This window comes from Pseudomonas sp. Irchel s3f10, assembly GCF_900187515.1.
GTDB classification, from domain to species: domain Bacteria; phylum Pseudomonadota; class Gammaproteobacteria; order Pseudomonadales; family Pseudomonadaceae; genus Aquipseudomonas; species Aquipseudomonas tensinigenes.
Window position 1 is genome coordinate 89,786 of sequence record NZ_FYDZ01000014.1, and the last position, 13,404, is coordinate 103,189.

Annotated in this window: 9 protein-coding genes; 6 read left to right on the forward strand and 3 right to left on the reverse strand. The window is 61.3% G+C overall.

Features of this window, described 5'->3' with window-relative positions; all coding sequences use genetic code 11:
* The first annotated feature begins 70 nt into the window (after nucleotides 1–70).
* The 5 genes from CKW17_RS24075 (at nucleotide 71) to CKW17_RS24095 (ending at nucleotide 4,256) form a co-directional block, all read left to right on the forward strand.
* Nucleotides 71–670 carry a DUF2796 domain-containing protein gene (locus CKW17_RS24075; protein ID WP_095122168.1) on the forward strand — a complete coding sequence of 200 codons (600 nt, stop codon included), beginning with the start codon at nucleotides 71–73 and terminating at the stop codon, nucleotides 668–670.
* Nucleotides 671–828: 158 nt separating this feature from the next.
* Nucleotides 829–1,539, forward strand: coding sequence for an ABC transporter ATP-binding protein (locus CKW17_RS24080; protein ID WP_095122170.1), 711 nt, complete (start codon nucleotides 829–831; stop codon nucleotides 1,537–1,539).
* Nucleotide 1,540: 1 nt separating this feature from the next.
* Nucleotides 1,541–2,806 (forward strand): ABC transporter permease, encoded by a 1,266-nt coding sequence (locus CKW17_RS24085; protein WP_095122172.1) that lies wholly within the window; start codon nucleotides 1,541–1,543, stop codon nucleotides 2,804–2,806.
* A gap of 11 nt (nucleotides 2,807–2,817) precedes the next feature.
* Nucleotides 2,818–3,336 (forward strand): DUF3299 domain-containing protein, encoded by a 519-nt coding sequence (locus CKW17_RS24090; RefSeq protein WP_095122223.1) that lies wholly within the window; start codon nucleotides 2,818–2,820, stop codon nucleotides 3,334–3,336.
* A gap of 221 nt (nucleotides 3,337–3,557) precedes the next feature.
* On the forward strand, nucleotides 3,558–4,256 hold the full coding sequence (locus tag CKW17_RS24095; RefSeq protein WP_077574716.1) for an OmpW family protein: 699 nt from the start codon (nucleotides 3,558–3,560) through the stop codon (nucleotides 4,254–4,256).
* Nucleotides 4,257–4,723: 467 nt separating this feature from the next.
* On the opposite strand, the gene CKW17_RS24100 is transcribed toward CKW17_RS24095, so the two are convergent.
* Nucleotides 4,724–5,656, reverse strand: coding sequence for an NAD-dependent epimerase/dehydratase family protein (locus CKW17_RS24100; protein ID WP_095122174.1), 933 nt, complete (start codon nucleotides 5,654–5,656; stop codon nucleotides 4,724–4,726).
* On the reverse strand, nucleotides 5,649–6,533 hold the full coding sequence (locus CKW17_RS24105; protein WP_034155952.1) for a sugar nucleotide-binding protein: 885 nt from the start codon (nucleotides 6,531–6,533) through the stop codon (nucleotides 5,649–5,651). The genes CKW17_RS24100 and CKW17_RS24105 overlap by 8 nt, the downstream gene beginning before the upstream one ends.
* Before the next feature lie 309 nt (nucleotides 6,534–6,842).
* On the opposite strand from CKW17_RS24105, the gene CKW17_RS24110 reads away from it, so the two are divergent.
* Complete coding sequence (locus CKW17_RS24110; protein ID WP_095122176.1) at nucleotides 6,843–11,129, forward strand: DEAD/DEAH box helicase; 4,287 nt, start codon at nucleotides 6,843–6,845, stop codon at nucleotides 11,127–11,129.
* 117 nt (nucleotides 11,130–11,246) lie between these two features.
* Here CKW17_RS24110 and CKW17_RS24115 read toward each other — a convergent pair whose 3' ends face one another.
* Complete coding sequence (locus tag CKW17_RS24115) at nucleotides 11,247–13,340, reverse strand: mechanosensitive ion channel family protein (RefSeq protein WP_095122178.1); 2,094 nt, start codon at nucleotides 13,338–13,340, stop codon at nucleotides 11,247–11,249.
* Nucleotides 13,341–13,404: the final 64 nt, after the last annotated feature.

Below are 13,404 nucleotides of genomic sequence, written 5' to 3' on the forward strand. Positions count from 1 at the left end.
GGGCAAACTCTGCGCACTTTCGTTATAAGATTACATAACAAACTCTTCACTTTACTTCCCGGAGACCGCCATGCGTCGTCTGTTGCTCGCTTTGCCGTTTGCCCTGTTGCCGCTGGTCGTCGCCCACGCGGCTGATGAGCATGACCACGATCACGACCATGAACACGGCAGCCTGGGCGCGCATGAACATGGCGTGGGTCGCCTGAACGCTGCGCTCGACGGCCAGACCCTGGAGCTGGAGCTGGAAAGCCCGGCGATGAACCTCGTCGGTTTCGAACACGTTGCGACCACGGATGCCGACAAGGCCAAAGTCGCTGCTGCTCGCACGCAACTGGAAAAACCCTTGACCCTGTTCAGCCTGCCCGCCGCTGCTGGGTGCAAAGTGCTCAGCCAGGAACTGGAGAGCCCGTTGTTTGGCGACAAGCCAGATGCCGACGACCATGATGAAGATGAAGCGGACAAGGACGGTCATGAGCATCACCACGACCACAGCGAAATCCATGCGCACTATCAGTTCAACTGCGCCACACCGGGTGCGTTGAAGACGCTGGATCTGGCCAACGTCTTCAATACCTTCCCGGCGACGCAGAAAATTCAGGTACAACTGATCAGCGCCAGCGGCCAGCAAGGGACCGAAGTGACGGCCAAGGCTGCCTCGTTGAAATTCTGATCACACCGAAAAGTCCCCTGTGATCAACCGCGATCCAATGTAGGAGCTGCCGAAGGCTGCGATCTTTTGATCTTGCTTTCAAGAAGATCAGGATCAAAAGATCGCAGCCTTCGGCAGCTCCTACAGGGGGTTCTGTTTACAACTTTGAAACTGGTGCCATGACCCAAGCACTCATCGAACTGTCCGACCTGGGCTTCAACTGGCCCGGTCACCCGCCATTGCTGGACATCCCGGCGTTTCGTCTGGAAGCCGGCGAGACCCTGTTCCTCAAAGGCCCCAGCGGCAGCGGCAAGACCACCCTGCTCGGTTTGCTCGGCGGCGTGCAGAAACCCGGTCGCGGCAGCATTCGCCTGCTCGGCCAGGAACTCACCGAACTCTCTGCCGGCGCTCGCGATACTTTTCGCGTCGATCACACCGGCTACATCTTCCAGCAGTTCAACTTGCTGCCGTTTCTCTCGGTCCGCGAGAACGTTGAGCTACCGTGTCACTTCTCGAAACTGCGTGCGCAACGGGCGAAACAGCGCCACGGCAGCGTCGATCACGCCGCCGCCACCCTGCTCGCCCACTTGGGCTTGAAAGACGAAAGCATCCTCAGTCGTCGTGCCGATTCGCTGTCGATCGGCCAGCAGCAACGGGTTGCCGCCGCCCGCGCGTTGATCGGCCAACCCGAGCTGGTAATCGCCGACGAACCAACCTCGGCACTGGATTACGACGCTCGGGAAAACTTCATCCGCCTGATGTTCGCCGAATGCCGCGAGGCCGGTTCCAGTCTGCTGTTCGTCAGCCACGACCAGAGCCTGGCGCCGCTATTCGACCGTCACCTGTCCCTGGCCGAGCTCAATCGCGCCGCCACGTCTGCCGAGGTCTGAGATGTATCTGTTTCGTCTGGCCATGGCCAGCCTGGCCAACCGCCGCTTTACCGCCCTGCTCACTGCCTTCGCCATTGCCCTGTCGGTGTGCCTGCTGCTCGCCGTCGAGCGGGTACGCACCGAAGCCAAAGCCAGTTTCGCCAGCACCATCAGCGGCACCGACCTGATCGTCGGCGCCCGTTCCGGCTCGGTGAACTTGTTGCTGTACTCGGTATTCCGCATCGGCAACGCCACCAACAACATCCGCTGGGACAGCTTCGAACACTTCGCCAGCAACCCGAAAGTGAAGTGGGCAATCCCGATGTCCCTCGGCGACTCCCATCGCGGCTATCGCGTGATGGGCACCACCGAAGCCTATTTCGAGCATTACCAGTACGGTCGCCAGCAACACCTGGCACTGGCCGACGGCCGCGCGTTTGCAACCGATCCGTTTGAAGTGGTGCTGGGTGCCGAGGTCGCGGATGCGCTGCATTACAAGCTCGGTGACAAACTGGTGCTGGCCCACGGTGTGGCGGCGATCAGTCTGGTCAAGCACGACGACAAACCGTTCACCGTGGTCGGCATTCTCAAGCGCACCGGCACTCCGGTCGATCGCACGTTGCACATCAGCCTCGGTGGTATGGAGGCGATTCACATCGACTGGCACAACGGTGTGCCGGCGCGGGGTAACGGGCGGATCAGTGCGGATCAGGCACGCAACATGGACCTGACGCCGCAAGCAATCACCGCATTCATGCTTGGTCTGAACAGCAAGATTTCCACCTTTGCGCTGCAACGCGAAATCAACGAATTCCGTGGCGAACCGATGCTGGCGATTCTGCCGGGCGTAGCGTTGCAAGAATTGTGGAGCCTGATGAGCACTGCGGAAAAAGCGCTGTTCGTGGTCTCGCTGTTCGTGGTGCTGACCGGATTGATCGGCATGCTCACGGCGATTCTCACCAGCCTCAACGAGCGGCGCCGCGAGATGGCGATTCTGCGCTCAGTCGGGGCGCGACCTTGGCATATCGCGAGCCTGTTGGTGCTCGAGGCGTTTGCACTGGCGCTGACCGGGGTGATTGCCGGGGTAGCACTTTTGTACATCGGCATCGCTGCGGCGCAGGGCTACGTACAGGCCAATTATGGTTTGTATCTGCCGCTGGCGTGGCCGAGCGAGTATGAATGGACGCTGCTCGGTGGCATTCTGGCCGCCGCGCTGCTGATGGGCAGCGTGCCGGCCTGGCGCGCTTATCGCCAATCCCTGGCCGATGGCCTGTCGATCCGTTTATGAGGATGTTCACCATGCCCCGCGCTGCACTCGCGCTGCTGTTGTTGATCGCCCTGCCCGTCTGGGCAGCGGCACCGAAAGACCTGACGTGGTCGGAAATGATCCCGCCGGACGCCGCGCCGGAAGTGCCGAACATGACGCCATTGCACGACATGTCGAAGATGAGCGACGCGCTCTCCGCTGAATCCGCCCCTGCGGCGAAGCAGGACCTGCCGAACGCGCCGGTGGTGAAGGCTCTCGACGGTCAGAATATTCGCTTGCCGGGCTACATCGTGCCGCTGGAAGTCAACGAAGAAGGACGCACCACGGACTTTTTGCTGGTGCCGTATTTCGGCGCCTGCATCCACGTGCCGCCTCCGCCGTCGAACCAGATTGTGCATGTGAAAAGCGAGTTGGGCGTGAAGCTCGATGAGCTGTATCAGCCGTACTGGGTCGAGGGGCCGTTGCAGGTCAAGGCGTCGAGCAGCGAACTGGCGGATGCCGGGTATCAGATGGATGCCGACAAGATTTATGTGTATGAGCTGCCGGAGTGAATCCGGCGGTTTTGTGTTGATTGATCCATCGTCTTCGCGAGCAGGCTCACTCCCACAGGTGATCACATTCCAGGGTGGGAGCGAGCCTGCTCGCGAAGAGGCCCTCAAGGTTCCACAGAAACCCGCCCCGTCACTGTTTCATTGAGCTGAGTCAAAAGACCGTATCAGTTGGTTTCGTACCATAGGACATCAGACATTTTTAACGTCCTTTCGGAGCCCCCATGAACAAGTCCTTGCTCAGCGCCTCGCTGTTTGCCCTCGCGCTCGCAGCCCCGCTCGCCCACGCCCACGAAGCCGGTGACATTCTCATTCGTGCCGGTGCGATCACCGTCAACCCGAAGGCCGACAGCTCCAGCGTCAAGGTCGATCAGGGCCCGTTGAGCGGCACCAATCTGGGCGGCAAGGCGACCATGAGCAGCGACACTCAACTGGGTCTGAACTTCGCCTACATGCTCACCGATCACGTCGGCCTCGAATTGCTTGCGGCGACGCCGTTCGAGCATGACGTCAAGCTCAAGGGCACTGCCCTGCCAGCGGCCAACGGCAAGCTCGGCACCCTGAAACACCTGCCGCCGACCCTCAGCGTTGTGTACTACCCACTGGATTCGAAATCGGCCTTCCAACCGTACGTTGGCGGCGGCATCAACTACACTTGGATCTACGACGAACACGTGGGCAGCGAAGCCAGTGCCAACGGTTTCAGCAACTTCAAGGCAAAAAACTCCTGGGGTCTGGCCTGGCAGGTCGGTGCTGACTACATGCTGACCGACAACATCATGCTCAACGCCCAAGTGCGTTACATCGACATCGATACCCGCGCCACCGTCGAGAACAACGCGGTTGCGCCGGGCACTCGTGCACGGGTCAACGTCGATGTGGATCCGTTCATCTACATGGTTGGTTTGGGCTATAAGTTCTAAGTCGATTGACCGAACGTTCACGTGGTGGTGAATGAGGCTTGGTGGCGAGCAGGCATAGAACTGACGGCGACCGTACGCAGTTGATCGGGGGATAACATCCCCTCGCCACAGGAGTAGCGACATATTCCGGCCGTGAAAAAGGCGCCTGTCAAAGGGCGCCTTTTTCATGTCCGCTGGAAACCTGTGGCGTGAACTGGATTCCCCCCTCACCCCAGCCCTCTCCCTCAGGGAGAGGGGGAAAGGGAGCCGATTTGTGTGCTTTTCAAATCCGAGTTCGACTCGATATTTCAGGTCGGTGTGACTCGAAAGAACACCTCGATCAGTCACCTATCCCCCGGGAGAGGGAGCCGATTTGTGTGCTTTTCAAAATCTGAGCTCAACTCGGTATCTCACGTCGGCGTATGTCTCACAAACGCTACGGTCAGTCCCCTCTCCCTCTGGGAGAGGGTTAGGGTGAGGGGCTCTTTTCAGGAACGCCCCAACAACCGCGCCAGCCCCACGCTCATCGGCGTCTGCTGTGGCAGCTTGAAGCGCTCCAGCAAGCGAGCGTTGTTCGCCCGCGAATGACGGATGTCACCAGAGCGCGCCGGTCCGTAGCTGACGGGCGGAAGTTCACCGACCACCGCTTGCAGTGCTTCAAGCATCTGCTTGAGGCTCATTGCCTGATTCCAGCCGACGTTCACCGGGCCGACTTCGACCTCAGGCTTTTCGATTCCCTGAACCAGCAGATCGACCAGATCTTCGACGTAGAGGAAATCACGCGTCTGCTCACCATCACCGAACACCGTAATCGGCAGACCTTTCTGTGCGCGCTCGCTGAAGATGCTGATCACCCCGGAGTACGGCGAGGACGGATCCTGGCGCGGGCCGAAAATATTGAAGAAGCGGAAAATCACCGGTTCCAGGGCATGCTGGCGGCGATAGAAATCGAAATAGTGCTCGCCCGCCAGTTTGTCCGAGGCGTAAGGCGTCAGCGGGGCTTTGGGCGTGTCCTCATCAATCGACTCGCCCTCGCCGTTGTTGCCGTACACCGCCGCACTGGAGGCATACAGCACCCGTTTGACCCCGGCCAGACGCATGGCTTCGCAGACGTTCAGCGTGCCGATGAAATTGCTCTGGTGAGTCTTCACCGGATCGTCCACTGACGCCTGCACCGAAGCCACGGCCGCCAGGTGCGCGACCGCGCTGCAGCCGTGCATGGCCTTGGCCACCAGCGCCGCATCGGCAACATCACCGACAATCAGCTCAAGCTTTGGATTATCCAGCGGCAGGTTGCTGCGCTTGCCGGTCGACAAGTCGTCGAGAATGCGCACCGAATGTCCCTTGGCGAGCAACGCATCGGTCAGGTGCGAGCCAATGAAGCCAGCTCCGCCGGTGATTAAAACAGTCCCTTCAGCCATGACGGTAGAACCTATCCAGTAAGCCCGGGAGTGCGGCACGCCAGGCGCGCGGTTTGATCCCGAAAGTGTGCAGAATTTTTTTGCAGGCCAAGACAGCGTGTTGCGGCTCTTCGGCAGCGTCCGGCCGCGCGGCGTGAGCCTGGGCGGTCGGCGCTTCGATGGCCAGGGCGTGCAGGCTGCGCGCTTCGGTCAGAATCGCCTGACCCAGCGCCAGCGGCGTGGTCGCCTCGTGGCCGGCGTAGTGGTAAGTGCCCCACAACGGCGCGGCGCAATCGAGTTGCTTGAGTACCGAAATGATCACTCGCGCGGCATCATCGACCGGGGTCGGATTGCCACGGCGGTCATCCGCCAAGAGCAATTCATCCGGTTGCTCGGCCCGTGCGAGGAAACGCCCGAGGGTGCCATCCGGGCTGTCATCGAGCAGCCAGCCGAAACGTAGCAGGACATGTTGCGGGCAAGTAGCGCGAACGCTTTGTTCGATCCGCCACAACGCCTGACCGCGCAGCCCCAGCGGCACCGGTTCGTCTTTTTCGCTATACGCCGTGGCACGCGAACCATCGAACACCCGATAACTGGAGGGCTGCACGAGGACGATGTTGTGGTGCTGGCACAGTTCGGCCAGACGTTCGATTGCACGTTCCTGCCCGGCCATGCGGCTTTCGCTGACGGTTTCGGCCTGGAACCAGTCGAAATAGTAGGCGAGGTTGATCAACGCATCGGGACGGGTGTCGTCGAGCAATTGGGTCAGGCTCGCGGCATCCCAGCCGTTTTCGGGCGGGCGGGGGGCGAGGAAACCGATGTCTTCCTCTGCACCGAGGCGAATCAGCGCCTGCCCAAGGGCATTTCCGCCGCCCAGTAACATAAGGCGCATTCGCATAGAGTCAGCAGGCCCAGTCTGATTGGAACGATGGCTTTAGCGACGGATCTCGTGGAACCGTCGTCGATAATTGCCGGAATCGTTGCATTTTGCGGGTTTAGTGCGCAACCGTCATCCGTAAAGTGTAGATCGCCGGGATTTGTGTCGTCCCGACCGGCCCCTTCGCGAGCAGGCTCGCTCCCACATGGGATTTTGCGGTGCACAAAAATCCACTGTGGGAGCGAGCCTGCTCGCGAAGAGGGCCGGCCAGACGCTGAAGATCCTGAGCGGTACTTGCATCTTCCCACCTGCGCCCGCATAACTTAAGCCATGAATCTGCCCATCCCCACGGACGCGGCCCTGGCAGGCTTTCACCCCGCCGTCAGCGCCTGGTTCAGCAAGACTTTCCCGACGGTCACCGCCGCCCAGGCCCGTGCATGGCCGTTGATCCGCCAGCGTCGTTCGACACTGATCGCCGCGCCCACCGGCTCGGGCAAAACCCTCACCGCGTTTCTGGCCGTGCTCGACGACCTCGTGCACCGTGGCCTGGAAAATCCCGCCGGCCTGTCCGACGAAACGCTTGTAGTTTACGTCTCGCCGCTCAAGGCGCTATCCAACGACATCCGCATCAATCTGCAAAATCCACTGGCCGGAATCACCGAGCAACTTCGGCAGATGAACCTGCCGGAGCTCGCCATCACCACCGCTGTGCGCACTGGCGACACCCCACAGAAAGAGCGCGCGGCCATGCGCAAATCGGCGCCGCACATTCTGGTGACCACGCCGGAATCCCTCTATGTGCTGCTCGGATCCGAATCCGGGCGGAAAATGCTTGGCACCACGCGCACGGTGATCATCGATGAAATCCACGCGATGGCCGCCGGCAAACGCGGCAGTCATCTGGCCCTGAGCCTTGAGCGACTACAGGCGTTATGCAGCGAACCGCTGACCCGCATAGGCCTGTCCGCCACGCAGAAACCGGTGGAAGCCGTGGCGCAATTTCTCGTCGGCCACGACCGTCCCTGCAAAATCATCGACATCGGCCACGCGCGGCCACGGGACCTGGGCATCGAAGTGCCGCCAGTGCCGTTGTCGGCAGTCATGGCCAACGATGTCTGGGAACTGGTCTACGACCGCCTCGCGGAACTTGCCCGCGAGCACCGCACCACGCTGATTTTCGTCAACACGCGGCGCCTCGCCGAGCGCCTGAGCCGGCACCTCAGCGAACGCCTCGGCAAGCACGCGGTGGCAGCGCACCATGGCAGCCTGGCCAAGGAATTTCGCCTCGACGCCGAACAACGCCTCAAACGCGGCGAGTTGCAGGTGTTGATCGCCACTGCCTCGCTGGAACTGGGCATCGATATCGGTGAAGTCGATCTGGTCTGCCAGATCGCCTCACCCCGCTCTATAGCCGGGTTTCTGCAAAGGGTCGGCCGCTCCGGTCACCAGGTCGGCGGTACGCCCAAGGGCCGGTTGTTCGCCACCACCCGCGACGACCTGATCGAATGCACCGCCCTGCTCGACTGTGTGCGCCGTGGCGAACTCGACACCCTGCACATTCCCGAAGCACCGCTGGATGTACTCGCCCAGCAAATCATCGCCGAGGTCAGTTGCCAGGAATGGCCGGAGGACGCCTTGCTGGCGATGTTCCGCCAAGCCTCGCCGTATCGCGATCTCGACGAAAAACACTATCAGGCCCTGCTGAGCATGCTCGCCGAGGGCTACAACGGTCGCCAAGGCATCCGCAGCGCCTACCTGCACCGCGACGCCGTCAGCCGCACCTTGCGTGGTCGGCGTGGCGCGAAACTCGCTGCCGTGACCAGCGGCGGCACCATCCCCGACAACGCCGATTACAGTGTCATGCTGGAGCCGCAAGGCCTGAACATCGGCAGCGTTAACGAAGACTTCGCGGTGGAAAGCATCGCTGGCGATGTGTTCCAGCTCGGCAATACGTCGTATCGGATCCTGCGTGTGGAAACTGGCAAGGTGCGCGTCGAGGATGCCCACGGCCAGCCGCCGACCATTCCCTTCTGGCTTGGCGAAGCGCCGGGACGCAGTGATGAATTGTCGTTCGCCGTGGCACGTCTGCAAGCACAGCTCGACGAACTGCTCGGCGCCAGCCCCGGCAATCTGCAACCAGCGCTCGACTGGCTGACGCACACCCTCGGTCTCAACCGCGCCAGCGCCGAGCAACTGGTCGAATACCTCGCCCGTGCCCGGCAGACCCTCGGCGCCCTGCCCTCGCAGGACACGCTGTTGATGGAGCGTTTTTTCGACGAGTCCGGCGGCACCCAACTGATCATCCATTCGCCGTTCGGCAGCCGTATCAACCGCGCCTGGGGTCTGGCCCTGCGCAAGCGATTCTGCCGCACCTTCAACTTCGAATTGCAGGCTGCCGCCAGCGAAGACGCGATCGTCCTGTCGCTTTCCACCAGCCACAGCTTTGAACTCGACGAGATCTGGCGCTACCTGCACAGCAACAGCGCCGAGCACATCCTGATTCAAGCGGTACTCGATGCGCCGCTGTTCGGCGTGCGCTGGCGCTGGAATGCCGGGGTGGCGCTGGCGTTGCCGCGTTTTACCGGTGGGCGCAAAGTTGCGCCGCAGTTGCAGCGGATGAAAAGCGAAGACCTGATCGCCAGCGTGTTTCCCGATCAGATTGCCTGCCTGGAAAACCTCGCCGGTGAACGCGAAATTCCCGAGCATCCATTGATCGAGCAGACGCTGGACGACTGTTTGCATGAAGCGATGGACAGCGAAGGCTGGCTGAATCTGCTGCGGCGCATGGAGCGTGGCGAGGTGCGTCTGATCAGCCGCGACTTGCCCGCACCCTCGCCGCTCGCGGCAGAAATTCTCAGTGCGCGGCCGTACAACTTTCTCGACGATGCGCCGCTGGAAGAACGTCGCACCCAAGCGGTGATCAACCGCCGCTGGAGCGATCCGCAATCGACCGATGATCTCGGCGCTCTGGATGCAGACGCCATTAACGCTGTGCGCGAAGAAGCCTGGCCGACACCGAACGCTGTGGATGAAATGCATGAGGCGCTGATGAGCCTGGCGTGTATCAGCGAGGCAGAAGTGCAAGCGAACGAAGGTTGGCGCGCATGGCTGGAAACCCTGGCCCGCAGCGGGCGCGCCTGCCGTTTGCAGATCGACTCCGAGCATGGCTTGTGGCTGGCCCGCGAACGCTTGACCTGCCTGCAAGCGCTTTATCCACAGGCCAAATTGCAAGACGAACTGGAGGCGTTACCGGGGTTCGATGAAGCCTGGACGTTCGATGAAGCACTGATCGAAGTGATCCGCGCGCGCCTCGGTGCCTTCGGACCGCTGCCGTTATCCGCGATTGCCGAACCGCTCGCGCTGCCGACCACTCAAGTCCATCAAGCCCTCGCTCAGCTGGAGCGCGAAGGTTATGTGCTGCGCGGCCAATTCACGCCTAGGTTCAATGTCGAGGAGTGGTGCGAACGCCACCTGCTCGCGCGCATTCATCGCTACACGGTCAAGCGCCTGCGCCGGGAAATCGAACCGGTGGCGTTGCAGGATTTCATGCGGTTTCTGTTCGACTGGCAGCATCTGTCGCCCGCGACGCGCGGCCAGGGCAGCAGCGTGTTGCCGGCGATTGTCGGCCAGTTCGAAGGTTACGCGGCGGCGGCTTCAGCGTGGGACAGCGACATTCTCCCGGCGCGGCTCAAGGATTATTCGCCGAGCTGGCTGGATGAGCTGTGCCGCAACGGCAAACTGGTGTGGACGCGCCTCAGTGCCCGGCAAAAAGTCAGTGGCACGGCATTGCGCAGCACGCCGATTGTGTTGCTACCGCGCAGTCAGGTCGGCCTATGGAGTGCGCTGGCCGAACAGACCCCAGTGGGCGAACTCTCGCCGAAAACCCAGAAGGTATTTGAAGCTTTGAGTCAGCACGGCGCGCTGTTTTTCGATGAGCTGATTCATGAAGCGCACCTGCTGCGCACCGAGCTGGAAATCGCCTTGCAGGAACTGGTCGGCGCCGGTTTGGTGAATGCCGACAGCTTCGCAGGCCTGCGCGCATTGATCACCCCGGCAAGCAAGCGCCAGCAGCGCAGCAGTCGCCGTGGGCGCGGCGCTTTTATCGGTGGAATGGATGACGCCGGGCGCTGGGCCTTGCTGCGGCGCGGGGCGGCTGTGGATAACAGCGAAACGCTGGAGCACGTCGCGATGACGTTGTTGCGGCGCTATGGCGTGGTGTTCTGGCGTTTGCTGGAGCGCGAGGCAGACTGGTTGCCGAGTTGGCGTGAATTACTGCGCACGTTTCATCGGCTGGAAGCGCGCGGCGAGATTCGTGGCGGGCGGTTTGTCAGTGGTTTGGCGGGGGAACAGTTTGCCTTGCCCGAGGCGATTCCGTTGTTGCGCGAAGTACGGCGGCGGCCGCATGACGGCAGTCTGGTAGCGGTGTGTGGGGTGGATCCGCTGAACCTGGCCGGGACGTTGTTACCGGGGGTGAAAGTGCCGGCGCTGGTGAGCAATCGGTTGGTGTATCGCGATGGGTTGCCGGCGGCGGCGGAGATTGCCGGTAAGCAGCAGTTTTGGCTGGAGCTGGATCAGATCGGCATGGAGCTGGTGCGCAGCAAATTGATCCGGCATTGAGGGTGTTTGGGCTAACGTCTTCGCGAGCAGGCTCACTCCTACAGGGGAACGCATTCCAAAATGTAGGAGTGAGCCTGCTCGCGATGGCGTCGGTAATCCCACCTCAAAACCCGGCAGTCAAGTCCGCGATTCCTGTGGCACCTCGCTCGCCACGACCTCACCCTCCTGCTGCCGCTTTGGCAACAAAACCTGCTGTGGATAAGTCTGCGCGAAATGTACCACCGGGCTGTTATCCACAAGCTTCTTCAAACGCTGATTGAACGCCCGGCTCACCGCATACTGCCCCCCCGACACCGTGCGGAATTGCGCCGTCAGCACCACGCCGTTCAAATCCATCTTGTCGACGCCAAACACATCCAGCGGCCCTTGCAGGTTGTACTTGAGGAACGGGTCTTCGCGGATCGAATCGCCAGTTTCGCGGATCAACTCGATGGCCTTGTCCACGTCCGTGTCGTAGGTGAACTGCACCGAGAAAAACGCAAAGGCAAACTGCCGCGATTGGTTGGTCACTGCTTTGATCTGACCAAACGGCACGGAGTGCACAAAGCCCTTACCGTCGCGCAGACGCAGGGTACGAATGGTCAGCCCTTCGACGGTGCCGGCATGGCCCGAATCGAGCACCACCCAATCGCCAATCGACAGCGTGTCTTCGATGATGATGAACAGCCCGGTGATCACGTCCTGCACCAGTTGCTGCGAACCGAAACCGATGGCCAGACCGACCACCCCGGCACCGGCCAGCAGCGGCGCGACGTTGATCCCCAGATTGGCCATGGTGGTGATTGCGCAGATCACCACGAGGATGATTTTGATCGCGTTGCGCAGCAGCGGCAGGATGGTTTTTACCCGCGTACTCGGCTGCCGCGCTGCGCGTTTGCTGAGCGGCGGTTTCAGCGCTTCTTGAATCGCCGTGTCGAGCACCACCCACAGCAACCACGTCACCAGGAAGATCAGGCCAATGCTGCTCAGCGCATTGCTGATCGCCCGGCCGACCGTGCTGCTCTGGGCAAAATCGAGCAGCGACACGCCCCAGATCCGCCCGAGGATATCGATGAAGGCAATGGCGATGACAATCCGCAGCAAGGCATGCAAGAGGCTGAGAAAACGTTCCTTGTAGGCGCTGCTGCGCTGGATCGCTTCGGCCTTCCGTGACTTGAACAAGTGCTGCAGGATCGTACTGAGGAATACCGTGCCGATTAACAAAACCGTGGTGAACAGCGCGCAGCGCAGGGCTTTCTGATTGTCCTCGCCGATGCCGATCAGATTGACCGCCGAGACCAGCACCATCAGCACGATTGGCCAATACCACAGCCCCGAGAAAATCCGCAGCGACTCCTGCAACGAGGGCTGTTTCAGCCGCTGGCTCAGCGAGCGATTGCGGATCAGGTGTGCCACCGGACGACGCAGGCGAATCACCAGCAAGCCAAAAATGATCGAGGCGATCAGCCCGGTGAATACCGCGACGCTGCTGGTGATATTGCCGCCCAGTTGGCGGGCGATCTGCGGGCTGGTCAGCGCATCACTGAGAGCCGCGAGGAAGCCGATCAGGAACAGCGGCCGCGGGCAGTAATCACGAATGATCCGCGCCGCCGGACGCTTATGGCCGACGTTGAACATCACCACCACGCACAACAACATCGAGGTGGAAAAGATGCCGCTGCTGGTGGCGTAGGCCAGACACAGCGCCAGCGCGCGCCCAACCGAGGCTTGCAGAAAATGGCTGACGTACAGGGTCAGCGGCAGGCAGATCAGCGCCGGCACGGTGTACGGCAGCAAGTAACCAATCAGGTCCTGACTGCGCTGGCGGGTAAGCAACCAGCGGCCCTCGCGCAGGCGCTTGGCCAACAGACTGCCCAGTACGGTGAGCAGCGCGAAACTGCCGAGCCAAGTGCCGGACAAAGAGAGGAAATCCCCGGCGACGCTCCAGCCCGAGCGATTCGACGGTTGATTGACCAGTTTGTCGACTTCATCGGCGGCGCGATCGGCGCGCAGGCGCCAGGCGTCGACCAGGTGTTCGTTGAGATCGAGTTTGTCTTGTACATCATCGATGCTCGAACTGATCGCGCCGAGCAGCCCGCCCTGCACAATCGGTTCGGGTTTAGCCGCTTCTTCGGTGGTGGCCGGGACGCCCGGCAATGCGGCGGCGTCAATTTCACTGGCGCCGAGAAACAGCAGTGCTCCCAGCAGAATGGCGATCCTGAACTTGACCAAAACTCCGATCTCCCTTGGCTGAACCTGTAAGGAACTGATCGGTAATTGCACAGCAAGTTCAAGA